Origin of the sequence: Acidovorax sp. LjRoot66, assembly GCF_964253305.1 — a bacterium.
In the GTDB taxonomy this organism is placed as follows: Bacteria; Pseudomonadota; Gammaproteobacteria; order Burkholderiales; family Burkholderiaceae_C; genus Acidovorax.
On sequence record NZ_CAXUQU020000001.1, the window covers coordinates 3,472,226 to 3,498,879 of the forward strand.

The 26,654-nt window shown below is 65.2% G+C and carries 27 protein-coding genes; 10 read left to right on the plus strand and 17 right to left on the minus strand.

Annotated elements, in window-relative coordinates; all coding sequences use genetic code 11:
• Nucleotides 1-112: 112 nt before the first annotated feature.
• Entirely contained in the window at nt 113-718 is a 606-nt protein-coding gene (locus ACSQ3Y_RS16290) for a hypothetical protein (RefSeq protein ID WP_436178067.1), read from the minus strand.
• Between the two features lie 243 nt (nt 719-961).
• A complete protein-coding gene (locus ACSQ3Y_RS16295; RefSeq protein WP_057203336.1) occupies nt 962-1,165 on the minus strand; it encodes a YgaP family membrane protein in 204 nt (67 codons plus the stop codon).
• A 474-nt stretch (nt 1,166-1,639) separates the two neighbouring features.
• Between ACSQ3Y_RS16295 and ACSQ3Y_RS16300 the strand changes: the two genes are divergently transcribed.
• The gene (locus ACSQ3Y_RS16300; protein ID WP_436178068.1) at nt 1,640-2,992 is read left to right on the plus strand and encodes an MBL fold metallo-hydrolase RNA specificity domain-containing protein; all 1,353 of its coding nucleotides are present in this window, start codon (nt 1,640-1,642) and stop codon (nt 2,990-2,992) included.
• A gap of 72 nt (nt 2,993-3,064) precedes the next feature.
• Here the strand turns inward: ACSQ3Y_RS16300 and ACSQ3Y_RS16305 are convergent, their stop codons facing one another.
• The 3 genes from ACSQ3Y_RS16305 to ACSQ3Y_RS16315 all read right to left on the minus strand — a co-directional run bounded on the left by ACSQ3Y_RS16305 (nt 3,065) and on the right by ACSQ3Y_RS16315 (nt 5,308).
• Nucleotides 3,065-3,784, minus strand: a complete 720-nt coding sequence (locus ACSQ3Y_RS16305; RefSeq protein WP_436180126.1) for a glutathione binding-like protein — start codon at nt 3,782-3,784, stop codon at nt 3,065-3,067.
• 260 nt (nt 3,785-4,044) lie between these two features.
• Entirely contained in the window at nt 4,045-5,064 is a 1,020-nt protein-coding gene (locus ACSQ3Y_RS16310; RefSeq protein WP_428001125.1) for an aldo/keto reductase, read from the minus strand.
• A gap of 34 nt (nt 5,065-5,098) precedes the next feature.
• Nucleotides 5,099-5,308: a hypothetical protein gene (locus ACSQ3Y_RS16315; protein WP_436178069.1), complete on the minus strand. Its 210-nt coding sequence runs from the start codon at nt 5,306-5,308 to the stop codon at nt 5,099-5,101.
• Between the two features lie 123 nt (nt 5,309-5,431).
• On the opposite strand from ACSQ3Y_RS16315, the gene ACSQ3Y_RS16320 reads away from it, so the two are divergent.
• Nucleotides 5,432-6,427, plus strand: a complete 996-nt coding sequence (locus ACSQ3Y_RS16320; protein ID WP_436178070.1) for a LysR family transcriptional regulator — start codon at nt 5,432-5,434, stop codon at nt 6,425-6,427.
• A 36-nt stretch (nt 6,428-6,463) separates the two neighbouring features.
• On the opposite strand, the gene ACSQ3Y_RS16325 is transcribed toward ACSQ3Y_RS16320, so the two are convergent.
• From ACSQ3Y_RS16325 to ACSQ3Y_RS16335, 3 genes are all read right to left on the minus strand, one after another.
• Entirely contained in the window at nt 6,464-6,838 is a 375-nt protein-coding gene (locus ACSQ3Y_RS16325) for a hypothetical protein (RefSeq protein WP_057203331.1), read from the minus strand.
• A 227-nt stretch (nt 6,839-7,065) separates the two neighbouring features.
• Entirely contained in the window at nt 7,066-7,548 is a 483-nt protein-coding gene (locus ACSQ3Y_RS16330; RefSeq protein WP_436178071.1) for a GNAT family N-acetyltransferase, read from the minus strand.
• Nucleotides 7,549-7,562: 14 nt separating this feature from the next.
• Nucleotides 7,563-7,979 carry a GFA family protein gene (locus tag ACSQ3Y_RS16335; protein WP_436178072.1) on the minus strand — a complete coding sequence of 139 codons (417 nt, stop codon included), beginning with the start codon at nt 7,977-7,979 and terminating at the stop codon, nt 7,563-7,565.
• Nucleotides 7,980-8,207: 228 nt separating this feature from the next.
• Here ACSQ3Y_RS16335 and ACSQ3Y_RS16340 point away from each other — a divergent pair, with 228 nt between their 5' ends.
• Nucleotides 8,208-11,609, plus strand: a complete 3,402-nt coding sequence (locus tag ACSQ3Y_RS16340; RefSeq protein ID WP_436178073.1) for an EAL domain-containing protein — start codon at nt 8,208-8,210, stop codon at nt 11,607-11,609.
• Between the two features lie 23 nt (nt 11,610-11,632).
• Here the strand turns inward: ACSQ3Y_RS16340 and ACSQ3Y_RS16345 are convergent, their stop codons facing one another.
• The 5 genes from ACSQ3Y_RS16345 to ACSQ3Y_RS16365 all read right to left on the minus strand — a co-directional run bounded on the left by ACSQ3Y_RS16345 (nt 11,633) and on the right by ACSQ3Y_RS16365 (nt 16,296).
• Nucleotides 11,633-12,052, minus strand: a complete 420-nt coding sequence (locus ACSQ3Y_RS16345) for an energy transducer TonB (RefSeq protein ID WP_436178074.1) — start codon at nt 12,050-12,052, stop codon at nt 11,633-11,635.
• A gap of 134 nt (nt 12,053-12,186) precedes the next feature.
• The gene (locus tag ACSQ3Y_RS16350; protein WP_436178075.1) at nt 12,187-12,462 is read right to left on the minus strand and encodes a hypothetical protein; all 276 of its coding nucleotides are present in this window, start codon (nt 12,460-12,462) and stop codon (nt 12,187-12,189) included.
• Nucleotides 12,463-12,520: 58 nt separating this feature from the next.
• The gene (locus ACSQ3Y_RS16355) at nt 12,521-14,401 is read right to left on the minus strand and encodes a M14 family zinc carboxypeptidase (protein WP_436178076.1); all 1,881 of its coding nucleotides are present in this window, start codon (nt 14,399-14,401) and stop codon (nt 12,521-12,523) included.
• A gap of 171 nt (nt 14,402-14,572) precedes the next feature.
• A complete protein-coding gene (locus ACSQ3Y_RS16360) occupies nt 14,573-15,115 on the minus strand; it encodes a DUF4124 domain-containing protein (RefSeq protein ID WP_436178077.1) in 543 nt (180 codons plus the stop codon).
• 101 nt (nt 15,116-15,216) lie between these two features.
• On the minus strand, nt 15,217-16,296 hold the full coding sequence (locus tag ACSQ3Y_RS16365; RefSeq protein ID WP_436178078.1) for an endonuclease/exonuclease/phosphatase family protein: 1,080 nt from the start codon (nt 16,294-16,296) through the stop codon (nt 15,217-15,219).
• Nucleotides 16,297-16,536: 240 nt separating this feature from the next.
• Here ACSQ3Y_RS16365 and ACSQ3Y_RS16370 point away from each other — a divergent pair, with 240 nt between their 5' ends.
• Together ACSQ3Y_RS16370 and ACSQ3Y_RS16375 are read left to right on the plus strand one after the other, a co-directional pair.
• Nucleotides 16,537-17,574: a zinc-dependent alcohol dehydrogenase family protein gene (locus ACSQ3Y_RS16370; protein ID WP_436178079.1), complete on the plus strand. Its 1,038-nt coding sequence runs from the start codon at nt 16,537-16,539 to the stop codon at nt 17,572-17,574.
• A 5-nt stretch (nt 17,575-17,579) separates the two neighbouring features.
• Entirely contained in the window at nt 17,580-20,381 is a 2,802-nt protein-coding gene (locus tag ACSQ3Y_RS16375; protein ID WP_436178080.1) for a cation-translocating P-type ATPase, read from the plus strand.
• A gap of 63 nt (nt 20,382-20,444) precedes the next feature.
• Here ACSQ3Y_RS16375 and ACSQ3Y_RS16380 read toward each other — a convergent pair whose 3' ends face one another.
• Entirely contained in the window at nt 20,445-21,947 is a 1,503-nt protein-coding gene (locus ACSQ3Y_RS16380; RefSeq protein WP_436178081.1) for a DUF2142 domain-containing protein, read from the minus strand.
• A 109-nt stretch (nt 21,948-22,056) separates the two neighbouring features.
• On the opposite strand from ACSQ3Y_RS16380, the gene ACSQ3Y_RS16385 reads away from it, so the two are divergent.
• Complete coding sequence (locus ACSQ3Y_RS16385) at nt 22,057-22,212, plus strand: hypothetical protein (RefSeq protein ID WP_157422097.1); 156 nt, start codon at nt 22,057-22,059, stop codon at nt 22,210-22,212.
• 228 nt (nt 22,213-22,440) lie between these two features.
• Here the strand turns inward: ACSQ3Y_RS16385 and ACSQ3Y_RS16390 are convergent, their stop codons facing one another.
• The 3 genes from ACSQ3Y_RS16390 to ACSQ3Y_RS16400 all read right to left on the minus strand — a co-directional run bounded on the left by ACSQ3Y_RS16390 (nt 22,441) and on the right by ACSQ3Y_RS16400 (nt 23,361).
• On the minus strand, nt 22,441-22,758 hold the full coding sequence (locus tag ACSQ3Y_RS16390; RefSeq protein WP_179679889.1) for a hypothetical protein: 318 nt from the start codon (nt 22,756-22,758) through the stop codon (nt 22,441-22,443).
• A gap of 64 nt (nt 22,759-22,822) precedes the next feature.
• Nucleotides 22,823-23,215: a hypothetical protein gene (locus ACSQ3Y_RS16395; protein ID WP_436178082.1), complete on the minus strand. Its 393-nt coding sequence runs from the start codon at nt 23,213-23,215 to the stop codon at nt 22,823-22,825.
• On the minus strand, nt 23,212-23,361 hold the full coding sequence (locus tag ACSQ3Y_RS16400; RefSeq protein ID WP_436178083.1) for a hypothetical protein: 150 nt from the start codon (nt 23,359-23,361) through the stop codon (nt 23,212-23,214). The genes ACSQ3Y_RS16395 and ACSQ3Y_RS16400 overlap by 4 nt, the downstream gene beginning before the upstream one ends.
• Nucleotides 23,362-23,638: 277 nt before the next feature.
• On the opposite strand from ACSQ3Y_RS16400, the gene ACSQ3Y_RS16405 reads away from it, so the two are divergent.
• From ACSQ3Y_RS16405 to ACSQ3Y_RS16420, 4 genes are all read left to right on the plus strand, one after another.
• Entirely contained in the window at nt 23,639-23,857 is a 219-nt protein-coding gene (locus ACSQ3Y_RS16405; protein ID WP_057268723.1) for a hypothetical protein, read from the plus strand.
• 88 nt (nt 23,858-23,945) lie between these two features.
• The gene (locus tag ACSQ3Y_RS16410; protein ID WP_436178084.1) at nt 23,946-24,188 is read left to right on the plus strand and encodes a hypothetical protein; all 243 of its coding nucleotides are present in this window, start codon (nt 23,946-23,948) and stop codon (nt 24,186-24,188) included.
• A 51-nt stretch (nt 24,189-24,239) separates the two neighbouring features.
• A complete protein-coding gene (locus ACSQ3Y_RS16415; RefSeq protein WP_436178085.1) occupies nt 24,240-24,656 on the plus strand; it encodes a hypothetical protein in 417 nt (138 codons plus the stop codon).
• A 672-nt stretch (nt 24,657-25,328) separates the two neighbouring features.
• A complete protein-coding gene (locus ACSQ3Y_RS16420; RefSeq protein WP_436178086.1) occupies nt 25,329-26,585 on the plus strand; it encodes a hypothetical protein in 1,257 nt (418 codons plus the stop codon).
• The last annotated feature ends 69 nt before the right edge of the window (nt 26,586-26,654 follow it).

Consider the following 26,654-nt stretch of genomic DNA (forward strand, 5'->3'; position numbering starts at 1 on the left):
TGCGGGTGTGCAATTGAGCCGATCTGGGTGGCCAGCGCCCGCCGTTCCCACTGTCACCGGACTGGGTGCTCAGCAGCGGCAGAAATACGCAGCCTGGCGGTACAAGGCGCCATCACTCTTCCCCGCGCTTGCGGTGGACGCTCTGCCGCAAGGCCCTGGCGGCTTTCGATGAAGCTTCTGCCGCCGCTTTGGCCGCCTTCTGCATGGCAAGTTCGGCCTGTTCAAGCGCCTCGCGGGTGGCAAGGGCTGCCTGCTGCGTGTCTTGCCTGCTCGCCTGCAAGGACCGCTTGGCCGCGTCGTCAGCCTTTTGCAGCGCCTCACTTGCCAGTTCAGATGCTTTGCGTGCCTCGGCGCGGGCGAGGATTGCAGCCTCTTTGCTCTGGTCGATGGCCTTGTCTGCCGACGCGGCGGCTTTTTCTTCGAACCGGACCGTTGCCTCGGCGGCCTTGCGCGCTGCCCGCTGTATGCCTTGCGCCAGCGCCCTGGAAACCTTGCCTGCGGCCATCCTGCTCTTGTCTGCGGCGGCTTTGGCTGCCGCTGTGGCCTGTCGGGCCGCGATCTCTGCGTCGTGGGCTGCCCTTGCGGCCACACTGTCTGCCGATGGGTTGGCCTGGGGTGCTGGTGGCCGGGCTGAGGGATCGCCTGCTTGCGCTGCGAAGGCGGTGAGGCTGGCCGTGACCAAGGTGAGCACAATGATTTTGGGCAGTGGGTGCGCCATCTGGAACTCCTGTCAACAAGAATGAAAGGGGCTGGGGCAGGTGGCCGCTGCCCCGTTTCGTCACGGCGACATCGGCCTGTGCGGTTGGGCGTGGCGCCTGGTCAATCGAAGGTGATCCACGCCACGAACATCCGCACCGCCAACCATATTGCTGCCGTCGCGCACACCAGGCCCAGTGCGCCAATGATCCATAGACGGGGCGTCATCGAGTGGCCCCTCCACAAAGATGGAGCAGTGTGCAGGTCAAGGCTTTTGGCGCTTGAAGGTGCTGAAGTCGATCAGGGAGTAGATCGGGCAGGTTCCCATGACACCTGTGAGAAGCAGCACGAAACCGATGTAGCCCCAGGGGCCAATGGTTCCCATGGCGGCCAGGCTGATCAGCAGCACCCCCGCAGCCAGCCGTACGGCCCGGTCCAATACCCCGACATTGCTTTGAAGAAATGACATGGCAGCTCCTTGATGGTCATGGCCCATGGTGCGCGTCCTGGCCATGGCCCCATTGAGGCAGATCAATCAATAGTCCACTGAAACCGAGGAATCGGCTGTGCGCCGGGGAGGCAGGGGGATGCAGCGCAAGGCGCGGGCTGCGGCCAAGGCTGGCCGCCTTGGCAAAGCCCGCAACGCCGCGATGCGCCCGCTGCCGCCCCGGCCCGAAGGGTGAGGGCCTGGCAGGGCCGCACTCGTCGTTGACGTGCTCGCCGGATGTGCAATCCGGCTGCGCCCGCCGCCCAGATTGCGGCCTTGCCAGACCCTCACGCACAGCCGATTCCTCGGTTTCAGTGGACTAGCCCAATCCAGGGCCCGTCTTCCATTGACCCAGGTCAATGGTGTCCAGGGCCAATGGGCCTAACGTGTGTGCACGGCAGGGCTTGGGCGTGCGTCGTCCAAAGCCACGGACCACCACGTAGATCGGAGACAAGCATGCGCATCGACTTTCTGGGCGGAACAGGCACCGTCACCGGTTCGAAATACCTGCTGACCCACCATGGGCGCCGGCTGTTGGTCGACTGCGGTCTTTTCCAGGGGCTCAAGCAGTTGAGGCTGCACAACTGGGATCCGTTGCCGGTGGATGCTGCCAGCATCGATGCCGTCTTGCTCACCCATGCGCACCTGGACCACAGTGGCTATGTGCCGCGGTTGGTGAAATCAGGATTTCGCGGAAAGGTGTATTGCACAGCGGCCACGCGCGAGCTGTGCCAATTGCTGCTGCCCGACTCGGGATGGCTGCAGGAAGAGGACGCAGAGTACGCCAACCGCCATGGCCATTCCAGGCACAAGCCTTCGCTGCCGCTCTACACCCAGGAGGATGCCCGCCTGGCACTCGAGGCGTTCGAGGAGATCCCCTTCGGGCACGAATGCTCGCCCTGGAGCGGCTGGTCATGGCGGCTGCAGCGTGCGGGGCACATCCTCGGGGCCGCCAGTGCGCGCATTGCCTGGGACGGTGGTAGCCTGCTGTTTTCGGGTGATGTGGGGCGAAGCGATGACCTCCTCATGCGGCCGCCGCAAACCGTCGAAAAGGCAGACTACGTGGTGGTCGAGTCCACCTACGGCAACCGCCAGCATCCTCAAGAGGATGGACTCGTCGAGCTCGCCTCGGTCATCAACCGCACGGCGGCCCGGGGCGGCATCGTGGTCGCACCCGCATTTGCAGTGGGTCGGGCGCAGACCTTGATCCATGCCATCCAGTTGCTCAAGTCAGCGCGGCGCATTCCGGACCTTCCGGTCTACCTCAACAGCCCGATGGCTGCGGACGTCACCGGCCTTTACAAGAACCACGCGGACGAACATCGGTTGGGGGCGATCGAGTGCGAGGCGATGAGCGTGCAAACCACCATCGTCAACACCGTGGAGGAGTCACGCCGGCTCAACAGCCTGAGCTATCCCTCGGTCATCGTCTCCGCCAGCGGCATGGCCACCGGCGGCAGGGTGCTGCACCACCTGAAGGCCTATGCGCCGGACAGAAAGAACGCGATCCTGTTTGCGGGCTTTCAGGCCGCGGGGACCCGGGGCCAGGCCCTTGTGGACGGTGCAGATGCCATCAAGATCCACGGCGCGTACGTGAAGGTGCGGGCGGAGGTCGCCAACCTGCAACAGTTTTCTGCGCACGCGGACCGCCGCCAGTTGCTCGACTGGCTCGGCGTGCAGCATTCACCGCGCCGCGTCTTTGTGACCCACGGAGAGCCGGTGGCAGCGGATGCGATGCGCTTGGCCATCGAGGAAACCTACGGCTGGGACTGCACCGTGCCCGAGTACCGGCAGTCCTTTGAGCTTTGAGTAACTACCGACAGTTGCACGGCCACCATGGTCAAGGCAGGCAGGGTCTGCAGGGGACCGCACCATGGTTGGTCAATTCGCCGCCTGCTTGGCGCTGTCGCGAATGCTCTGTGCCGTCTGCCCGAACAATACCTTCTTCTGCTCGTCCGTCATCGGCTTGCGCAGGTCCTTGAGCAGGTCCAGCCCACGCTGGACGGCGGGGCGCTCCATCAACGTGTCGTGCCAGCGCTTGAGGTGCGGAAAGTTTTCGAGCGGGATCTCGTACGCCACATGCGAGCGTATCCAGGGCAGGCTGGCCATGTCGGCAATCGAATAGTCGTCGCCCGCCACGTAGGCGCCGGTGCGCGCGAGCTGGCCGTCGAGCACGCCGTACAGGCGGTTCACTTCCTTGCCGTAGCGCTCGATAGCGTAGGGCACCTTCTCGGGCGCATACACCTTGAAGTGCCCGTTCTGCCCCGACATGGGCCCCAGGCCCCCCATCTGCCACATCAGCCACTGCATCTGCGCGTAGCGCTGGCGCAGCTCGGTGGACCAGAATTGGCCGGTCTTCTCGGCCAGGTACATCAGGATGGCGCCGCTCTCAAACACCGACACCGGCGCGCCGCCGCCCGGCGGCGCGTGGTCCACGATGGCCGGCATGCGGTTGTTGGGGCTGATGGCCAGAAAGTCGGGCTTGAACTGCTCGCCATGGCCGATGTTCACCGGCAGGGTGCGGTAGGGCAGGCCGCATTCCTCCAGCATGATGGAGATTTTCCAGCCATTGGGCGTGGGCCAGTAGTGCAGGTCGATCATGGGGCGCTTCATCGGTGGTGGTTGAAGGAAGCGGCAGCGTAGCAGCCTTGGGGGAAGGTTGCAGGGGAGGGCCCGGCAAGACCATGTGGTGCTTGCCGTTCTGAGGGCGTCTGCGGCTTGCTTGAATCCGTTGGGCACCTTGTAACCTCTGGCGGGCCGGAGACAGCCCCCAAGGGGGATCTCTGATGAAGGCAGTCTCGGTTCGCGGGGCCAACAGCAAGAGATCGTCATGGCCCCCTGAGGTACCTGCTGTTGCCACCTCAGCCGATGAGTGGCAGCGGCGCCTCGGGATGCACCAGCCCCGCAGCCCGCAGCTCACGCCAGAAATCCGCCGGCACGGCCAGCTGCAGCGCGGCGCGGTCCTCCGCAAGGCGTTCAGGCCGGCTGGCACCCGGGATCACCGCTGCCACGGCCGGGTGCGCCAGCGCGAACTGCAGGCCCGCGGCCTTCATCGACACGCCATGCCGGTCCGCAATCGCCTTGATGGCAGCGACCTTGGCCAGGATGGCGGGCGTGGCCGGGGCGTACTCAAAATTGGGCCCGCCGACCAGCGCGCCCGAGCTGTAGGGGCCACCGACGACGATGGACAGGCCCTGCTCGGCCACCTTGGGCATCACGCGCTGCAGCGCACGGCTGTGGTCCAGCAGCGTGTAGCGGCCCGCCAGCAAAAAGCCGTCCGGGCGCGGGCCCTGCAGGTCCAGTAGCAGCTCGATGGGCTCGACCCGGTTCACGCCCAGGCCCCAGGCCTTGATGACGCCCTCATCGCGCAAGCGGTCCAGCGCCTTGAAGGCGCCCTTGCGCGCGGTCTCGAACACGCCCAGCCATTCGTCGCCGTAGAAGTCCTGCGCCACGTCGTGCACCCAGGCGATGTCGATGTGGTCGGTCTTCAGGCGTTTGAGGCTGTCTTCGATGGAGCGCAGCGTGGCGTCCTCCGAGTAGTCATTGACGATGCGGTTGGGGCGGCCGTGCCGGAACACGTCGCCTTTCTCGCCCAGGTCGCGCGCGGCCACGTCCTCCACCTCGTCCAGCACCAGGCGGCCGACCTTGGTGCTGATGACGTACTCGCTGCGCGGCCGGTCCGCCAGGGCCTCGCCCATGCGGATCTCGGCGAGGCCTGCGCCGTAGAAGGGTGCGTTATCGAAGTAGCGGATGCCGTCGTTCCAGGCAGCGTCCACCGTGGCGCGCGCCTCGGCCTCGGGGATGGCGCGGAACATGTTGCCCAGCGGGGCGGTGCCAAAGCCCAGCGGGCCGGGAAGAAGGTCTTTGAGGGTTGCTGTCATGGTGTTCTCCTGCGGATGGGTGATGGTAGGGGGCTCAGGCAGCCTGCATGGCCGTGAATTCCGTATAGCTCTCGGCGATCAGCAGGCCGGCGGGTGCACGCTCGGCGTGGTAGCGCGCTGCCAGGGCCGAGGGCACGCCGCCCATGCCGGCGCGCGAGCGCGTCAGCGGGGCCATGGCGATGCGGTTCTTCACATCAATGGCGCCCAGGCGGGTGGGGGTGAACAGGGTTTCGGTGGTGGTCATGGTGGTTTCTTTCGATGGCAAAAGTGGATGGGTAAAGGCTTGCACAGGACGAAGGATGCGCGCCGCTGACAAATTCATCCAATTTATTTGCTGGATTCCAGATATTCCAGTAAAAGATATCTGATGCGCTACGACCTCAACCTCCTGCCCGTCTTTCTGACCCTGATGGAAGAGCGCAGCGTGACCCGCGCCGCGGAGCGCCTGGGCACCACGCAGCCCGCGCTGTCCAACGCGCTCACGCGCCTGCGCACGCTGCTGCAGGACCCGCTGTTCATCCGCGAGCGCTACGGCATGCAGCCCACCGCACGGGCCTTGGCCCTGGCGCCGCAGATCGCGCAGGCCCTGGCGGTGCTCGATGGCATCGTGCTGGGGCAGCAGGCGTTCGATCCGGCCAGTGCCGACCAGCTCGTGACCATCGCCGCCAACAGCTATATGGAGTTCGCGCTCATGCCGGCCATCGTCGCGCGGTTGCGCGCGCAGGCCCCCGGCATCCGCCTGCGCCTGGTACCGTTCGGCACCGACCTGGCCGAGACGGGCGTGGTCTCCGGCACCACCGCCCTGGTGCTAGGCCGCATCATGGACGCGCCCGACAACCTGGTCGTGCAGCACCTGGGCGATGACGGCCTGGCCTGCGTGGTGCGGGCCGACCATCCGCAGGTCGCCGGCAACAAGCTGACCAAGAAGCTCTACGAGCAGCTGCGCCACGTCAACGTGCTGCCGCCGGGCCGGCTGCGCGCAGGCCTGTTCCAGGCGCTCGAGCGCCAGGGCCTGCAGCGCGATGTGGCCGTCTCGGTCACGCACTTCCTGGCCATTCCGGAGATGGTGGCCATGACCGATTACTGCACCACGCTGCCGCGGCTGATCTGCCACCGGCTGGCGCACGATGCGCGGCTCAAGGTGCTGCTGGCGCCTGTGGACCTGGGCACCTTTCCGCTGCACATGGGCTGGCACGTGCGCTACCGCGACGACCCGGCGCACCGCTGGCTGCGTGCGCTGGTCGTGCAGGTGGCGCAGGAGCTGGTGGGGGAGGAGGGCCCGACCGGGGGCGCGCTGGCCACTGCGGGTGCAAGGCCACCGGCCCCTGCGCCAGAAGCACCTCGCAGGCGTCCTCGGCGCTGAAAATCCGCGCGGCCTTCTGAAACCCCAAACCGGTTTTTATTGCGCCATGCGCTTGGACAGGAACCGCATCGCAAACGGCAGCAAAATCCCCAGCGTGATCATGATGAAGCGCACCAGCGTCGGCTGGTTGCCCATGGCCCAGTGGCCGAACCAGGCGACGATGAACACCGAGTACACGTAGATGCGCAGCACCTGCATCACGTCCAGCGGCACGTCCTCGATGAACTCGTAGTTCGTGGTGCGCTTGAAGAAGGGCACACCTTCGCTGCCCAGTTCACGCAGCCGCGCACTGCCCATCGGGAAGATCGGAAAACCGATCAGAAACCACTTGGTGGTGACGAACGAGTCGTCCTGCTCGAATTTGCACTTGCCAAGATACGAGGTGCCTATGCCGTTGTAGGTGTTAGCCATGGAGGGCAATCCCCTGCATGTTCCCCCGCCGTGGCAGGCAGGGGCGGGCTTGCCATCCGCTCTTGCACCGCATCCCGCGATCAAGCCGGCCGCAAAGGGCCATGGCGCCTTGATTCCTCATTGGTATTCCCCTTGTTGGATTTGAATTTTTGGTTACCGCGTCCCGTTCCACTGGGGTCAGCCACGGCCAGCGGTGGCGCGATGGTGCCATGGCAGCGGGAGGGGAATCAATCCAGGGCGACAGGCGGACCGTTGTCGGGCGCCAACGGCTTGCGCATGTAGACAGTGAACCCGCCCATGAAGGGCTCCTCGCGGTCCACATCGAAACCGTGGTGCAGGTACAGGTCGACGTTCGATGCAAACTGCTTGTTGGTGTACAGACGCAGGCCTTGGAGCTGCAGCGCCTTTGCGGTCTGTTCAGCCTGCGCGAGAAGGATGCGTGCACAACCGCGGCCCTGAAAGGCGGGCGCGACCGCCAGGTTCTCGATCAGCAGCCATTGCGGCTCCGGGATCATCTCGACCAGGCCGGCGAGCACGCCGTCGACGTGCAGCAAATCAACCAGGTGTTCCCTGACAGCCGTCTCGTAGTCCGCCTTCATCGGCAGGGGCTCCCGCCCGATCACCGGCACCCACTTGGCATAGGCGGCGCGGGTCAGCAAGGCCACTTCTGGTGCGTCGTTGGCGGTCGCGCGTCTGATTTGAAAGTCCATGGGATGTTTGCCGCTCAGTCTTTGCGCGCTTCGCCGGCCGCATACCACGCAGGCACCGAACCCGCATGGATGCTGCGCAGCGCCTTCGCCGGCACGAACGGTGTATCCAGCGTGCCCAGTGAGAACGACATCCACGCCGCCGCATCTCCATGCTCGCTGTGCCAGGTCAGCGGCGAGCCGCATTCCGGGCAGAACGTGCGCGTGACGCCCGGCGATGACTCGCGGCGCTTGAGCAGCTCTGCGCCGCGTATGAAGGCAAAGCTGCCCACCTGCACACTGCCATAGGACCCGAAGGCCGCGCCATGCGCCTTGCGGCACATGCTGCAGTGGCAGTGCGAGGCGGCCTTGATCTCGGCGCGGGCTTCGTAGTGGATGGCGCCGCACAGGCAACTGCCCCGGTAGTGCGCAGCGGCGTTGCTGTTCTTGTCCATGGTGCTCTAGCGGGTGGATGTTGTACAGATTCTGCCGCAGGTTTGGTTTGCGAGACTTGCCGAACCTAGCCGCGTTGCAACTGTATCGGCGTTGCCTGCGGGAGCGACCGGGTGCCTTTGCTTGTCTGGGAAGCTGCTTTCCACCTGTGCCGCACTGGTGTATCTCCTCTCGACAGGGCTGGGCGCACGTGCACAATGTTCCAACAGCCATTGGCTCCGGGAGTGCATATGGCAAAGTTGCTGAAGCTGCGGCGCCGCTTTGAAAGAATGGTGCTCGCGGGTTTCATTGCGGCAACCATCGTGGTTGCCGCCCTGGCCTCGGTCACGTGGACACTTGCGCAGGACGCACGGGATGCGGCGCATCTGGTTTCGCACACCCACCAGGTGGTCAATGCCATCTCGCAGGCAAAATCCGATACGCTGCAGATCGAGCTGAGCACCCAGAACTACAGAATTTCAGGCGATACAAACGCCCTGGCCGATCGCAACAGGAAGATGGACGATCGCGAAAATGCGATGCGCTTGTTGCTGCAACTCATCGCCGACGACCCCGCGCAGGTGGAGCGCTGGACAAAGCTTCGCGCGGTGCTGGACCAGCGCATCACCATCGCCAAACAGGTGGAGGTACTGCGCACCACGCAAGGCGGCGATGCAGCCACAGCGTTCGCAACCCGGGCTCCGCTTCGGGAAACGCGCGAGCGCACCCATGCTCTTTTTGACGCGATGGGCGAGCAAGCACGAGCAGTTCTGCAAGTCCGTACCGCGGACCAGTTGAGGACGCAGGGGTTCCTGGCCGCAAGCGGGTTGGTTGCTGCTCTGCTGCTGGCGGCGCTTCTTGCGGGCACCTACGGCCTCATCCGCCGGCAGTTGATGGACAGCGAGTCGAATCAACGCGCCCTGATGAGAAGCGAGGCGAAACTCTCAACCACACTGCGCTCCCTGGGCGATGCAGTGCTGGAGTGCGATGTCCAGGGCCGCGTGACGGGCCTGAACCCCGTGGCCGAGCACCTGACGGGGTGGACCCTTTGCGACGCCCTTGGCCAGCATGCGGACGCGGTGTTCAAACTCATCCGGCAAGACGGGCAGTTTCTGGATCGGGCGCCGGTGGCCAGGGTGCTCGCCACCAATGAGAGTTATGAAGAAATGGATGGCGTGGCATTGGTGCGGCGCAGCGGTAGCGCGTGCCCCATTGGCGCCACTGCTGCGCCCATCCGAGATGAAACCGGCCAACTGCAGGGCGTGGTACTGGTATTCCGCGACATATCGGCAGAGCAGGAGGCCCGGCAGTTCATCCGCGACCAAAATGCTTTGTTGGAGAAACATGTACGCGAGCGCACCCTGCAACTGCTCGATACGCAGGAGCATCTGAGCAGCGTCATGAGCAGTGTGCCGGCCATGATTGCCTATGTGGATGCACAGCAGCGCTACGTGTACGTCAACGAACAGTACCGCGCCCGGTTTGCGCCGGACGGCGGCGATATCACCGGGCACTCCGTGAGCGAGGTGCTCGGGGAGGACCGCTATGCCATCGCCTCGCCGATCATCGACCAGGTAATGAGCGGTGCGCCCCAGAGCTACGACTGGCAGCCTTTTCCCGGCGTGTGGCAGGCCATCAGCTACGTGCCCAAGCGCGACACGCTCGATGGCATCGTCGGCTACTATGTGCTGGGCTCCGACATTACAGGGCGCAAGTTGTCCGAAGAGCGCATTCATAGTTTGAACGCAGAGCTAGGGCAACGCCTCGGCGATCTCGAGCGCGTAACCCGAGCCTGGAAGACCCTGAGCGCTGGCAACAGCGCCATGCTGCGCGCCACCGATGAACAGCAACTGCTGGAAACCATGTGCAAGGCCATCGTGGATGCAGGCGGCTACCCGATTGCCATGGTGTGGTACCGCGTGGAGGACGCGGCGCGGTCCATGCGGCCCATGGCCGAGAGCGGCTTCGCTCCTGGCATAGCGGTGATGCGGACCTTGAACGTCACCTGGAGCGACGGCGAGTTCGGCCGCGGTGCAATTGCAACCTGCTTGCGCACAGGCATGACGCAGGTCGTCGGCGACATGCAGACCAACCCCAACTACCAGCACGTACGATCAATTTTGATGGGCAATGCATCGTGCATCGCCTGCCCGCTGGTTGTGGGAGGAGTCACCATCGGGACGATGGCTATTTTCGCGAAGGAGCCAGACACCTTTGGACCCGACGAAACGCGGCTGCTCACAGAGTCGGCAGAGGATCTGGCCTTCGGCATTGCCAGCTTGCGTGCCAATGCCCAGCATGCCAGAGCGGAACAAGAGATGCGCCGGCTGACCCGATTCGATGTGTTGACAGGGCTACCCAATGAGGCACAGTTCACCGAAATCATCACCCACGCCATCGAAGCGGCGCGGGCAGCCCCGGGGGGACAATCGTTTGCGTTGCTGCAGGTGAATGTCGAGCGTCTTCGGGATATCAACGAGGCACTGGGCTTTGCGCATGGCGACCAGTTGCTGCAGGAGTTTGGTGAGCGGCTGCGCTCGGCATCACCCGACGCGAACTGCGTTGCACGGCTGCGGGGTGACGAGTTTGCACTGTTGCTGTCGGCGGGTGACGAGCGGGCAGCGGTGGGGATGGTCAGCCGCATTCAGGCGCTGTTGCACCAACCCTTTGCGATCGCGGACATTTTCCTGGACGTGTCCGCGCGCACTGGCATCGCCTTGTTCCCTGCCCATGGCAGTGCCGCAGACGATCTGCTGAGGCACCTGGATTTTGCGGTCCACCAGGCCAAGAGCAGAGAGCTTCAATTTTGCATATACGACCCGCAAACCATTGAGAACCGACCCGAACGGCTCACCATGGCCGGCGAGCTGCGCCGCGCCATCGAGCGTGGAGACCTGCGCTTGTACCTTCAGCCCAAGATCGATTTCACCAGTGGCCGACTGCTGGGCTCCGAAGCCTTGGTGCGCTGGCAGCATGCTGACCGGGGGCTCATGCCGCCCGCTCAATTCATAGAGCTTGCCGAGCAGACTGGCCTCATCAAGAACCTCACGGAGTGGGTGATCGAGGCGGCCATGCGGGTGTGCCGCGAAGCCCAGGGCCGCGGCGATGCCCTGCCCATCGCCGTGAACCTGTCGGCCAGGAATCTGCGCGATGAAGGGCTGCTGGGCAGGGTGCAACTGCTTCACCAGAGCTGGGGTGTAGACCGTGGCCTGCTCGAATTCGAGATCACGGAAAGCGTGGTGATGGAAGACCCTGACGCCGCTTTGCGCATACTGCATGGTCTGCGTGCGCAGGGCGTGTCCCTGTACATCGACGACTTTGGCACCGGCTATTCATCACTCAGCTACCTGCTCAAATTGCCGGTGGAGTACATCAAGATCGACCAGTCCTTCGTGCGCGACATGTCCACCAACAACGACTCTGCCGTCATCGTCAAGTCCACCATCGACCTGGCCCACGCCCTGGGCCGCAAGGTGGTGGCCGAGGGCATCGAGACCCAGCGCGACTGGGATCGTTTGGCCGAATTGGGCTGCGACGTGGCCCAAGGCTACTTCATCGCGCGGCCCATGCCTGCGGCGGATTTCCCGGCCTGGGCGCTGGCATTCGAAGAGCGCAGGGAGGTGGCTGGCGCCGATGCGCTTGGGCTTTACTGAGCCGGCCCGGGTGACGCGGTGCATCATCGATCACCCCCGTCGGCAAAACGCAGGAGGCGGGTCAATAGGCGGGTGTGCAGAGGGCTCTCGATGCTGAAGCCAATGGGAATCCTGGCCCAAGAGGCATGTGCGACCCCGTTCGTCCGGGCGGGAATGAACTGGAACTGCCGGACCGATTGCAGCGCTGCCGCATCCAGCGACGGGTGCCCCGAGCTCTGGTGCACCTCCACCCGGCTGGCGGCACCCGATGCGCTGATGAGCACCCTGAGAACGGTCTTGCCCTCTGTGCCCGCCAGCAGTGCCTCAGGGGGATAGTCCGGCTTCTTCATGGCCGCGTACCGCGCAGGTTCCTGGCGCAGCGGGGTGAGCGCGGGCTGCACCACGCCGTACAACGCCAGGGCCAGCACCGGCCAGAGCCTGGCCGCCCTGGGAAAATTCGGCATCCGCAAAACCATGGCGATCCCGATCAGGCTGGTGTGGGGCCGCAGGTCGCGGCCGGTGGTGGCGTCTGGCGCCGCCAGGGCGAAGCAGGGGTGGAGTTACCAATCCCTGAAGGAAGTCAGGGCGCTTCCCTGGGTCAGCGCGGCTGCTTGCCAGCGCCGACCCATCCCATCACGCCCAGGGCGAGCAGCAAGGCCACGAACGACCACATGGCGATGGCCGGGCCCGAAGGCCCGAACATCTGCGCAAAAGCTGAGAACAGCCACGCAGCCCTGCCGGTATAAGGCGGCACGATGGGATTCGTCCACAGCAGCAGACCTGTGGCCGCAGCCATCAGCCACAGGCCAATGGCTGCTTCCCGGCCGGTGATCAGGGGTTTGCCGCTGGCGTCTCTGCCTGGTGAGTATTTCATGCGTGGGTTGAGGCAGTTGGCTTGGAGCAGGGCAGGTTGCCTTTTATGGGCAGACCACTCAATCCGTCTCTTCAAACACCAGCGACGGCGTGGACATCACGCGCGCCGTCTGCGACAGGTCTTCCACCAGGCGGTTGGCGAAGTAGCTGTTCTGCGTATCCGGCTCCAGCGCGGCCACGGCCAGGTGGGCCAGGGGCTGGTTCAGGGGCACGTAGTAGCTGCCGGCGGGCACGTCGATGGCAGCGCGCACGGGGGCGACCTGCACGCGGATGATGTCGGCGCTGTCGCTGATGGTGCCCAGCACGTCACGGCGCTCCGAGGTTTCGCGCGCGGTCTCGCGGTAGGTTTCGCCCAGCAGCGATCCGTTTTCGGCGATGCGCAGCACCTGCAGGCCCAGCAGCTTCAGGCGCTCCACCACCGGGGCGGCCTGGTTCGATACCCAGTAGCCGCAGGGGCGGGCGCGGGATTTGAGGGTGCGCAGGTTCAGCGACGAATTCCAGTCCACGCGCACCGGGCGGTCCATGCCGGTCTCGGGGTCGATGAAAACCACTTCGCGCTGCGTGGGCGTGGGGCCGGCCTCGACCACCACGTTGTCGCGGCAGGCCTTGGCCGAGATGTCGCGCACCACGAAGCCGCGCACCTGCTCCAGGTTGGCGGCGCGCTCGGCGGTGGAGCGCAGCGCGCTGGCGATGGCCGTGACCTGGGTGTGCACGCGGCGCTGCATGTGCAGCGGGCCGATGCCCACACCGCGCGTCTCGATGAGCAAACTCACCGTGTTCTTCAGGCCATGCACGTTGCGGCCCGTATCGGGCTGCGTGCCGCCCATCGACAGGGTGCGGTCGTCCGCGCCCGTGGCATTGGTGTAGTACCACTCGCTGGAGAGGTTCTGCGCCTTGAGCGCGGCCTGCATGGGCTGGTGGTACCACTCCTGCGAGGCCTTGGTCAGAAACTCGGGGTAGTTGGCCGTGGTGGTGTACTGCAGCAGGGCGTCGTAGCGCTGCACGGCGTTGAACTTCTGCAGGTAGCGGCCGGCCACGGTGTACTCGTGCGCGTCCACCACCAGGATGGGGCGGTAGTCGCGCACCAGGCGCGCGATGGCCTGGGCCTCGGGCGTCTTGAGCAGCAGGTGGTCGCGGTTCATGTCGATGCCATTGGCCGTGGCGCGGGTGTCGGCCTGCGCACCGTCGGGGTTGGCGCGCGGCACCACGATCACGTTCATGCGTTCGAGCAGCGGCTCCAGCAGGCCCTGGCCCAGCTCGCTGGCAATGACCAGCAGGGCCTCGGCGCCGGCGGGCTCGTTGCCGTGCTGCTGGCCGATCAGCACCACGGTCGGGCGCTTGCCAGCATCCAGGCTGGCCGGGTCGTCACCGGGGGCGCGGGTGAGCAGCAGGCCCACCAGGGGCTCGCCGCGCTGCGAGGTGCCCAGGCGCAGCACGCTGGCGCGCGAAGGGCCGCCTGCCGTGCCCGAGGCCACGGACTGCAGCCACTGTTCCACCTCGGCATTGGTGGTGTAGGCGCGGCGGCCGGGCGCCAGGCCCGGCGTGCTGTAGCGTACCGTGGGGTCCGGGAAGCGTGCCATCACGGCCGGGCCGTAGGGCGGGGTGGCCAGGGGCTCGTTGCGGCCCACCACCGGCGCCGTGGGCGGCAGCGGGGCGGTGATGACGCCTGTGGCGCCGGGCTGCGGCGCGGGCGCCTGCTGCTGGGCGCCCAGGGGCGCGGGCACCACCCTGCCTGGCTGCGCGCGGGGCACCGGGGCGGGGGCATTGGGGCGCGGCGCTGTGGCACCCGGCGCATTCCAGGGCGGCAGCGGCGTGCTGCTGCAGGCCGCCAGCAGCAGGGCCACCAGGGCGGCTGCCGCCGTGCGGCCAGGCCCCCGGCTGGTCTGGGCGTCAGTGTGCTGCTGGGGTGGTGGGGAGATGTGGGCTCTGGGCATGGTCATATAGAGGTCTCGTCGCCCCTTGCTCAATCCGGGGCCTGGCCCGGCATCTTACTGGGCGCCTCGTTACCACATGTGTCAGCCGGCACGCCGTGTTGCAAGGTGTGCCGCAGCGCGGCGCGCCAGGGCGCAATTCCCAGGGTGGACGAGGGTTTTGGCAGCGTGCCTGACCGTTCAAGGGCAGATCGTCTGGGCTCCTACGCGCGAACAGGTCTTGCCGGTGGCTGCATCCACGAAATCCGGGCCGCTTTTCATATGGATACCCCCCTTGTTGTCGTGGCAGAGGCCGGCCTCGCAGTAGACGAAGGCCACGGGCCCGGAAGCGGCAGCTGCCTTGCCAGCTACTGGCGGCGGGTTGGCGCCAGGGGGCTCGGCACCACAGGCGGCGGCCACCCGCGTTTCCTGCCCCTGCACCCGGATGCGCTTTTCCTCTGGCGACAGGGTGCGCAGGCCCACGAGCTGGGCCATTTCTTCCTTTGCCTTGCGGCACGGCAGGGAGTTGGCGGTGCCTGCCCCTTGCGCCCTGTTGCGCGCCTGCTCCCAGGCCACTTCGCGCACACTGGGGTCGGGCAGGATCACCCCGCCCGTCTGGCTGCGGGTGCAGGGCTGGTCGCTGTAGACCATCTTTCCGTCCGGCTGCTTGCAGCGGTGTACCTGCGCGCCTGCGGACAGGGCCGCAAGGCCCAGGCAGGCCATGGCGATGGTGTTCCAACGCATCTGTCTGTTCCTCGTTTTTTCTCGGAGGAATGTAGCACCGGCATGCACCGCCGTGCGCAGGCAAATGGGTGATCTGTGCCCCTCGGTGCGAGGGGGGATTTCTAGCCCGGTGGCTGGGCCGCAACAACCGGAGCGGGGGCCTGCTGCGCACGCTGGGGCTCCATCTGCAGCCGCAACAGCGCGCGCACAAAGCCGTGGTCCGAGCGGGTGCGGTCGCGGCCCTCGTGCAGGTGGTCGTTGAAATAGTCCACCCGGCGCACGTCGCCCAGGCTGTTGCGCCCGCGCGGCAAAAACTCCTCGCTCACCAGGATCTGGTCCAGCACCGAGGGCGAACCCTGGTGGATGTGGGAGAAGGCCACGTCCTTCTTGAGCGCCATCTCGCCCTGCAGGTCGTAGGCGTTGAACAGCGCCACGTCGCGGGCCGAGCGGTCGTAGGCGATCTCGGTGGTGGCGCAGATCAGCTGCGTGGTCACGCTGTCGGGCGTGTCGTTGAAGTCGCCCATCACCACCAGCGGCACGCTGGTGCGCTGCAGCAGGTCGATCACCAGGCAGCGCAGGGCCATGGCCTCGGCGCCGCGCATCACCAGCGAGCGCAGCGAGGCCAGGGCGCCCACCTTGCGGTCGTCCTTGTCCTCCAGCGCACGGCCCTGCGCGTCCTGCAGAAACTTGGGGCGCTTGGACTTGAGGTGCGCCGTGAGCACGTTCACCCGCTGCCCATGCTTCATGCGCAGCGTGGCCACCAGGGGCGGGCGCTCGAAGCGCGTGTGCGGCCCCAGGCCCGGCACATCGACCTGAAAGGCCGGCGGAAAGTTCGCAAACGACTGCACCGCCTCCACCTTGAGCCGCGTGGCAATGCCCACGCGCGGCGTGCCCTGGGCGCCATGGCGCGTGGCGTCGTTCTCGGCACCGGGCACCGACACAAAATCGTAGCGCAGCCCGCTGTGCGCGATGGCCGCCTTCAGCGCCGCCTCGTCCCACACCTCCTGCACGGCCAGCACGTCGGCGTTGAGCGTGCGAAACCGGTCACCCAGCCACTCCACCTTGCGCCCGTACTCGGCCTCGGTGTAGGCGTCCTGGTTGGGGTAGAACATGCGCCCGGGGTTGGCCAGGTTGAGCACATTGCAGGTGGCCACCATCAACGTGTCCAGGGGCGGGGTCGTGTCGGCAGTAGTGGGGCGCATGGGGGGCAGCAGGTGGGGAGTGGGAGGAGGGCGCTTGCCCAGGCGGTGACTGCAAAGGGCCCATCCTAGCGGGCTTTGGTTGCAATGGTCCTGCAAGGCCTGTGTACAGCAGGCTTGATCAGGATCAAACGCCGGCCGAATAAAGCAACTGCCTGGGAGATTTGTGCGCCAGCGCACTGACAGCTACCGGGATGGCGCAGACAGTGGATTGACACCCCGACCACCCAAAGGACCCTCACCATGCTCGCCCTCGTGTACCACGGCCCCGGCCAGAAGAAGCTGGTCGAACGCCCCAAGCCCACCATCCAGGACGCTACTGACGCCGTCGTGCGCATCACCCGCACCACCATCTGCGGCACCGACCTGCACATCCTCAAGGGCGACGTGCCCACCTGCCAGCCCGGCACCACCCTGGGCCACGAAGGCGTGGGCGTGATCGACTCGGTGGGCCCGGGTGTCACCACCTTCAAGCCCGGTGACCGGGTGCTCATCTCCTGCATCAGCGCCTGCGGGCGCTGCGAGAACTGCCGCAAGGGCATGTACTCGCACTGCAGCACCGGTGGCTGGGTGCTGGGCAACCGCATCGACGGCACCCAGGCCGAGTTTGTGCGCATCCCGCATGCCGACACCAGCCTGTATCCCATCCCCGACGGCGCGGACGAAGAGGCGCTGGTCATGCTCAGCGACATCCTGCCCACCGGCTTCGAGTGCGGCGTGCTCAACGGCAAAGTGCAGCCCGGCTCCACGGTGGCCATCGTCGGCGCCGGGCCCATCGGGCTGGCGGCGCTGCTCACGGCGCAGCTGTATTCGCCGTCGGAGATCATCATGGTCGACCTGGACGACAACCGCCTGGCCGTGGGCAAGCGCTTTGGCGCCACGGCCACGGTCAACAGCGCCGATGGCACCGCCGCCCAGCAGGTGATGGCCCTCACCGGCGGGCGCGGGGTGGACACGGCCATCGAGGCCGTTGGCATCCCGGCCACCTTCACGATGTGCGAGGACATCGTGGCTGCGGGCGGCACCATCGCCAACGTGGGCGTACACGGCGTCAAGGCCGACCTGCACCTGGAGCGGCTGTGGTCGCACAACATCACCATCACCACGCGCCTGGTCGATACCGTGTCAATGCCCATGCTGCTCAAGACCGTGCAGTCCCAGCGCATCGACGCCAAACAGCTCATCACCCACCGCTTCAAGCTCGCGGACATCCTGCAGGCCTACGACACCTTCGGCCGGGCCGCAGAGACCAAGGCGCTCAAAGTGATCATCGAGGCGTAGCCCGCATGGCACAGCCGCAAGGACCGAACGACCCACCAACGCAAGGTGCCGAGGACCTGGCGCGCCTGCTGGGTACCGACCTGGTCAGCGGCCTGCCGGCACACGAAGCCGCGCGCAGACTGGCCCAGGACGGTCCCAACGAACTCCAGGCCACCCCCCGCACGGCCGCTTGGCGCCGCCTGTTGTCGCAGTTTCAGGACCCCCTCATCTACCTGTTGCTGGGCGCGATAGTGGTGTCGCTGCTGGCATGGGTGTTCGAGGGCCTGCACGGCTGGCCTGTGGACGCCATCGTCGTCGCGGCCATCGTCCTCCTCAACGGGGTGCTGGGCCATGTGCAGGAAGCCAAGGCGCACGACGCCGTGGCTGCGCTGGCACGCATGAGCGCACCCACGGCCTCGGTGGTGCGCGGCGGCCAGGTGCAGCGGGTGCCAAGCGCGCAGTTGGTCAAGGGCGACCTGCTGGTGCTGGCCGAGGGCGATGCCACGCCCGCCGATGCCCGCCTGGTGCGCGCAGCCGCCCTGCGCATGCAGGAGAGCTCGCTCACCGGCGAGAGCGAGGCCGTGCTCAAGGACCCCGCGCCCCTGCCAGGCCCCGCCGCACTGGGCGACCAGCTGAACATGGTGTTCAAGGGCACCTTCGTCGCCCAGGGCAGCGGCACCGCACTGGTCGTCGCCACCGGCATGGCCACGCAGATGGGCGCGATTGCCGGCATGCTGGCCGCCACGGTGGAGCAGCCCACGCCGCTGGAAAAGGAAATCGTCCACATCGGGCGCATGCTGGGCGTGGCCGTGCTGGCCATCGCCGCCGTGGTGGTGTGCACCATTTTGCTCATCTCCCGGCCCGACAGCATGGCCGAGGTTGTCGGCGTGCTGCTGCTGGGCGTGGCCCTGGCCGTGGCGGCCGTGCCCGAAGGGCTGCCGGCCATCCTGTCAGTGGTGCTGGCCTTGGGGGTGCAGCGCATGGCCAGGCACCACGCCATCATCAAGAACCTGTCGTCGGTGGAGACGCTGGGCGCCACCTCGGTCATCTGCACCGACAAGACCGGCACGCTCACGCGCTCGGAGATGACGGTGGTGCGCATCGTGACCGCCTCGGGCACCACCGACGTCACGGGCGTGGGCTATGCGCCCGAAGGGGAGGTGCAATGGGCCGGCACGCGCCTGCAGCCGGGCCCGCTGCATGCCGAACAGGTGGTGCTGCTCAGCGGCGGCAGCCTGGCGGGCAACGCATCGCTGCAGCAGGCCGACAACGGCGCGTGGCAGGTCCACGGCGACCCCACCGAGGCCGCGTTCCTGGTGGCCGAGCACAAGCTCGGGGCCACCGCGCGGCGCAAGCAGCGGTTCGAGCGCATTGCGGAGCACCCCTTCACCTCCGAGCGCAAGCGCATGTCCACCATCGAGCGGGACCTGGAGCACGGCGGCGAGCGGGTGCTAATCTGCAAGGGTGCGCCCGACGTGCTGCTGGACCTGTGCACCCACACCCGGGTGGGGATGGACGTGGTCGCTCTGGACGAACGACTGCGCGCGAAGATCCTGGCCGATGTGGACGCACTCTCGGGCGACGCCCTGCGCACGCTGGCCGTGGCTTACCGCCCCCTGGCCGCGCACGAGGATCTGCAAGAGGTGGATGCGCTGGAGCGCGGCCTCATCTTCGTAGGCACGGCGGGCATCATCGACCCCCCGCGCGAAGAGGCGGCGGTGGCGATCCGCGAGGCACGGCGGGCCGGCATACGGGTCATCATGATCACCGGCGACCACCCGCGCACAGCGGCACGCATCGCGGCCGACCTGGGGCTGGTGCCGCCCGGCGCCACGGCGCTCACCGGGGCCGAGCTCGATGTGCTGGATGGAGCGGCTTTCGCCCAGGCGGTGCGCCGCACCTCGGTCTTCGCCCGCGTGGCGCCCGCGCACAAGCTGCGCATCGTGGCCGCCCTGCAGGCCGAAGGCCACATCGTCGCGATGACCGGGGACGGCGTGAACGATGCCCCCGCGCTCAAGGCCGCCGACATCGGCGTGGCCATGGGCGTGACCGGCACCGAGGTGGCCAAGGGCGCGGCCCGCATGGTGCTGGCCGACGACAACTTCGCCACCATCATCGAAGCGGTGCGCGAGGGGCGCGGCATCTTCGACAACATCCGCAAGTTTCTGCGCTACCTGCTGTCGTCCAACATGGGCGAGGTGCTGACCGTGTTCCTGGGCGTGGTGGGGGCTGGTGTCATCGGCCTGACCGCGCCCGGCGGCGCGCTGGTGCTGCCGCTGCTGGCCACGCAGATCCTGTGGTTGAACCTGATCACCGACTCCTGGCCCGCGCTGGCGATGGGCATGGACCCCGCCAGCGACGACGCCATGGCGCGCAAGCCCCGCCACCCGGGCGAGCGGGTGATCGACGCCGCCATGTGGTGGGGCGTGGTGCAGATCGGCATTGTGGTGGCCGTGGCCACGCTGCTCACCATGGACATGTACCTGCCTGGCGGCCTGATCGAGGGCGACCGCGACTTGGCCAACGCCCGCACGGCAGGCTTCACCGTACTGGTCTTTGCCCACCTGTTCAACTGCTTCAACGCCCGCTCCGAGACCGCCAGCGCATTCGCCAACCTGGCCACCAACCCCTGGCTGTGGGGCGCGGTGGCCCTGTCCGCCCTGCTGCAGGTGGCAGTGGTGCACCTGGAGGTCTTGAACCTGGCCTTTGGCACCGCGCCGTTGTCGCCTGGCCAGTGGCTGGTCTGCGGCGCGATGGGCAGCACGGTGCTGTGGTTCAGCGAAGTGCGCAAGTTTTTCAAAAGGAGAAGTCTGCGACCTCCCCGGTAGCGGAGGACGGCGGCAGGCGGCGACCGAGGCATTTGTGCGCGTCCAGGCCTCGGCAAAGCCGGTTCAGAACGCCGCCAGTTGGTAGCGGCCATACAGGGTGACCGCCAGCACCAGCAGAAAGTACCCGGCCATTGCGCCGGTCACCCCGAACTCGGTGGCCTGCTGCAGGGGCGTGCGCTCCTTTTCCAGCGGCCCGAGTGCCAGCGCCAGCAGCAGGGCCGGCATGATGAAGTAGCGCCCCTGCACACCCGCGATGACGGGCACAGGGTAGTCGTTCCAGGTGACCGCGATGGCAAAGAAGGCCAGCAGGGTGCTGGTGACGGCGCAAATGGCCAGCACGGCCCGCAGCGGCGTGTACTGCCGCTCTTCGCGCCCCGCGTAGACAGTGGCCAGCAGCGCCAGGGCCGCCAGCACGGCCCAGATCCCCCGCATCGCCGGCTTGGGGATCAAGGTGTCGAGCCAGCCCAGCACCCCGACGAAAGAGTAGATGAGCATGTACCCCTTGTCCTTGTCGGCCAGCGTGCTGCCGACCAGCCCCAGGAAGTACAGCGGATCCTCCAGGTAGATCTGCAGGATCTGCAGCGTGGTGTGCGTGCGCTCGATGCGCGCATCCATGGTGGTCAGCAGCACGAACAGTGTCCAGCCCAGGCTGGCCGCGCACAGCAGAACGAAGGCCGCCAGCCGGGTGCCCGAAAAGCGCTGGCACAGCAGCAACAGCGGCAGGGCCAGCAAGGGCAGCAGGTTGGTGCGTGAAGTGACCAGCACGAAGGTGAAGCCCACGATGGCGGCAAACCGCCATCGGCAGGGCGGCGTGGTGGTGCTGCCTTGGCACTGGGCCTTGTACTGCGCGATGGCCAGGCCCCCGAGCACCAGCGTCATGGCAATGCACAGGCCGTCGATGGTGGGCGACAGGATCTGGAACGCCGACATCGGCATCAGCACCAGGGCCCGCACCAGCAGGTTGGGCGGCAGCAGCTGCCAGGCCCAGGCCAGCAGGGCCAGCACCGTCAGCGTCACCACGCCCCGCGTGAAGTCGTAGCTGGCCCGCATCGACCAGTCCATCTGGCGCGAGATGGCCAGGCCGGCGGCATGCGGCAGGTAAATCAGCGGCAGATAATAGGCCGTGCCGACAGCATCGACGAAATGCCGGTCGTGCGCCCAGCCGTGGCGCGAGGCCTCGTCCATCAGCCAGGCGGGAGACACATCGGTCTTGCGGTTTCCGGTGATCGTCGCCATCCAGGTGGCAAAGCGGATCAGGTGCAGGTCGGTATAACCCCCGGTATGGCCTCTGGCATCGGGCGCGGGTTTCTCCAGCAGCAATTGGCCGTTCGCGATCATGTCGGCCCGGTGCAGGTGCATTATCTCGTCCGGCGACTGGAAGGCGGGAATCAACCGCGCCATTACCAGTGCAAGGGCGAATGCGAGGACGAATAGTCCGATGCAGACCGGGCGCGTCAACGGGCCTCGGTTGGTTGTGGCGGGCATGGCACGGCGCACCGGGCGCACCGACAGGGCGCCAGAGGCTGCTGTTGGCGGTGACGCCACTGCCAGAGGGCTAAGCTGCATTGAATATCTCCCTGCTCTTGTGGATTTGTATTTTTCTGCTTCGATAAAATCGCGCAATGCGGATCTGAAGGTCCATACCATGTGAATGGCAATAAAAACCACCACCTCCATGAAAATGGAAGAAAAAGCAGCCTGCGAAAAATTCAGTGCGAGGGATATCCTCGCCGGGTGCGATCAGAAATTGAAAATGGCGCAATGGGCACCCCGGCAGGGATGCATCAGAAAATCAAAGGTGAGCCATTGTGGCGCGGCCCTGGGTAATTAACGGTGATTTCCGTCACGTCCAGGTGGTGCACAGGCCGTGTCATTGCAGGCGCAGGCAGCACCCCGCGCTTGAACTCAGCAGGGCAGGGCGCTCCCTCGTTCACACCTTCCTTGAACAGGTGCCCATACGGATTTGCATTCAATCGTATAACCAGGCGGGAGGCCGCAGACAGTGCTGTGGCACGGCAAGGCGGACCAACGAGGTTAGACGGTTGAAGGCAAAGTCGTATCAGTCGGCCACGCCATGCAGCGATTGCTGCGTGACCTGGGCGTACGCCAGCACTGCGATGAGCTTGTGCAGCAGCGTGCGGTCGTCGCTCTCCAGGGGCCGGGCCAGCAGCGGCACCAGGTGCGAGAGCGCCTGCTCGACCTCCTGCGTCGAAAACGTCTGGTCCTCGTAGAGGCCGAAGATCCTGTGCAGGAAGAACGAATCGGCGTGCGCGAGCAGGCGCAGGATCGCTGGCAGCTCGTGGTGGTCGATGCTGCCGACATGGTGGGCCGGGTTGCGGATCTGGGGGCCGTTGCCGGCCAGGAAGTCGAATGCCATGGCGATGGAGGGGAGGGTGTGCGTTGCTCGTGAAAACTCGTGTGGGTCCGCTTCCAAAGCCTGGTCAGGCCACAGAGCGCTTGCCCGCGTGGTACGTGGCGAGTGCCGAGGCGACGGCAGAAGGCCAGTGAAGAATCGCAATGGCCATGACCGTGGCGACCCATCCCAGATAGATGCACCAAAACCGGCATGGACCCGCCAAGCTGGCCTGGCGCCATGTCAGGACGGACTGCAGCAGGAGCAGGGCAGGCAGCATCGCCAGCAGGATGTAGTGCACCCTCAGCGTCGGCGACACCTCTGCATCAGTGACCACGTGGGTCAGGAACGCGCCTGCGCTTTGCAGGAAGGACATGCCTGAGGAGGCATCCGGTGACAAAAGGACGAACCAGACGCCAAGGGGAAGGATGGCGCTGAGGGCAAAACCCAGGCCGGCAATTCGCGGTTCGGATAATTTCATTTTTTTGGCAGGATGGTGAAGTTCAGGCGATGGGGCACGCAGGGCGGGCTGTTGACGCTGGCCAACGGCGCCATGCCGCGCGGCCCACCCAAGGCAATGGCTGCGAGCAGGGCGATCAGCAGGATGGCGGGGATCATCATCAGCATGGACGGGACTCACTGGCGCAATGGCCTGAGTGGATGTGCGCGCCATTTTGGCGAGATTCCCTGCGCTCGGGCAGTACGCAAATGGGTGATACGGTGCCCGGGGCGCAAGCTGCCATCGTCTGCTTCGGGGGCAAGATCAAGTCAGCGCAAGCCAGGCCCATTACCCCTGCGCACCTTGACATCGGTGTTTGTGGCAGCATGTTCCCAAGAACATGTTTCCGGGTGCTTGCTCACGAGTGCCCGGTATGAAAAGCCACCGACCCGACCCGAACACAAGATGAAGACCATCGACGAGATGCTGCACCTGGAGCTGCTCACCCACGAGCAGCACTTTGAAATCAGCGCCTGGATTGCGCGCTCTGCCTCGCCGGAAGAGATACTGCAGATGCCCGCTCCCCTGTGGCAGGCCGTGGAGCGCGCCAGCCAGACCATGGGCATCAACGAGGACCTGTCGCGCCCGCCGTCGCTGGATGCGGGGAATCTGGTTTTCGTTTAAGGCGAGAAATCGCGGAAGGGAGCATGTCAGGACCGCTGCATGTCGCCGCCTGAGGTGTACTCGCGCATTTTCACAAGGCAGCTGACACATGACCGACTGGCGCCTGCAAGGGCAGGAAAAATACCTCCAAGGTGCCGTGCTCGAACGCAAGGCCTACCAGCCGTACCGTCCTGAATGGGAGCACGACCACTGCGAATTCTGCTCGGCCGAGTTCTCGCTGAACGCCCCCGATGCCCTGCGCGAGGGGTATGCCACGTCGGACCACTATCGCTGGGTCTGCGCTGTCTGTTACGAAGACTTTCAAGAAATGCTGGGCCTGCGCCAGGGGTGAAGTGAGCAGCACGGCATATCCTTCCGAAACTTACAAAAGGGAGGAAACACAATGATCAAGAAGAACGCCAGCGTGGCCGCTATCGCCATCACCGCTGCCATGGCAGGCAACCTGCCGCAGGCCTATGCGCAGACCACCGCCGTGCGCGACGTCGCCGTAGTGGCCGAGGCCGATGGCCCGCAGGCCGCGCGCCTCGGTGCCCTGGTGACCGAGGGCATCCGCAAGAGCAGCTCCATGCGCTACAAGGAGCCAGCGTCCAAGGCGCAGCTCACCGTGCGCATCGCCACCATGTCGGCGCAGGACGCCGGCTCCATCGTCTATTCAGCAAGCTGGGTTTCTACCGGCAAGGACACCCTGATCGACCGGCAGTTGGCCACCTGCGATGTGGAGCGCATCGCGGCGTGCGCGGACACGGTGGTGGCCAAGACGGATGCGGTGCGTGCATCGCTGGCTGGCAACAAAAAGTAGGCTGAAAACGAGGAGAGACCAGGAATGACAGCATCCGCATGGATGCTGTCACGGCTGGACTTGGTCAGGCAGCGCTTTCGTCAGCAGACACCGCTTCTCCAAACTCCAACTCCATGGCTATCCTGATGAGGGCAGGGAAGGCGAACCAATACTGCCTTCGAAGTGCGTCCTTGACGAATTCCTCGCCAAACTCATCGCAAAAGAAGCGCTCTTCCCAGGGGGCGAGCCTGCTCCGATCAATGTCCAGCAAAGACTTTCAGTGCCTCTTCATCAGGCGGGAGAACTTTGCCCGAGAGGTGATCCCCTGTGCCCCGAGTCCCTGGGCCAGCTCGTGGAATGCCAAGTCGCCATAGCAGTGCCGCCTCGGAAACAGTAAAAGCATGGTCTGCGCAGTCAAAGAACGGCCGGCCGTGGATTGGCCAAGTCCATATTTCATACCGAGGCGAAGTTCTGCGAAGTGCGAGGCCACGAGCGCGCACTGGCGGACCATGACAAGGCGGCAGGCAACATTGGGCGATTCTTAGAGACTGCAGGCGTCAGGCGAATGTTTGGCTGAGGATGAGACTGCCGGAGTGACTGGGCCTGCTCAAACAAAATACCGTCCTGCTAAAGCCTTCTTACGATTAGCATCTATGAATTCCGGCTGTTGGAGACCGGTCTATGGGAGGATCCATGACGAATGACAAGGGATCGTCTGCGGACGATAAAGTTGCCAAGCTCGATCTGAAAAAGCAGTGGGCAATGCCGCCCGACGCGCCGGCCGCGAAAAAGAACGCACCGGCGAAAAAGGCGGCGGCGAAGAAGGTAGCTGCGAAAAAAACTGTTGGCAATAGCGTTCCCGCCAAAAAAGCCGCGACGGCAAAGAGAGGCAAGGCGAAGACGATGAAGGCGGAGGGTGATGCTGCGAGGGCAAAGCGCACGTTTCCACAACGAGCACTCGAAGAGTGCTACAAGCTTGCATATGCATTGCGAGAGCACAACGGGGGCAACTCGTGGTCGCCACAGCATCTGGCGGAATCGATTGGGCAGAGTGCGGCTAGTAGTGGTTTCTTCTATTTGACCGCTGCGTCACGAGACTATGGTCTGACCATCGGCACGCGTGATGCGTCAAAAATCGAGCTTTCAACGCTTGGCCGCGAGCTTGTGTATCCCAAAGCATCGGGTGATGAGTTGAAGACGTTGATGGCAGCTTTCCGGAATATTGAACTATTCGCCAAGGTTTATGACTACTACACCGGGGGAAATCTTCCCGAAGTACAGTATTTAAAAAATACTTTGAAGACGGAGTGGGGTGTTGACGAGGCGTATCAGGATGACTTCTACGAATTATTCCAGAAGAACCTTGCCTATCTAAAATCGAAAGGGGATCTTACTAGCGTCAGTTCAAGTGCGGCGGGTGCAGCGACGAAGCAAGGCGGAACTTCAATTTTACTTGGGGAGTCTGCAAAGGCAGGCAATCTGGTTGCATTCATCGCTATGCCGTTCTCAGAAAAGACCGCCTCTTACAAGCAAGGCTATTTTGATGAAGTGCTTAAGCATCTAATCACTCCGGCCGCTGTGCGCGCAAACTTCAACTCACGCACGGCAAAGAAGGCGGGCAGCGAGGTCATCCAGTCGACAATCGTGAACGACTTATACAACGCCGATTTAGTGATCGTTGACCTGACTGAGCACAATCCGAACGTCCTATTTGAGCTCGGTATGCGGATCGCATTCAACAAGCCTGTCTGCTTGATCAGAGCGAAGGGAACTGGCGCGATTTTTGATATCGATCACATGCTGCGCGTCTACGACTACGACCCGTCGATCTGGCCGTCAACGCTTGAGGTGGACATTCCGGGGCTGTCTGATCACATCGCTAAAACGTGGGAAGGCAGAGAGGAAAATCGCTCATATCTGACTATGCTTCGCGACAACAAGCCGGAGTAGCATTGCCGCTGGCCGGCTATCAGCCGGCGGCGGCCATATGATCATCCGGGATGCGACACCTATCGTTTA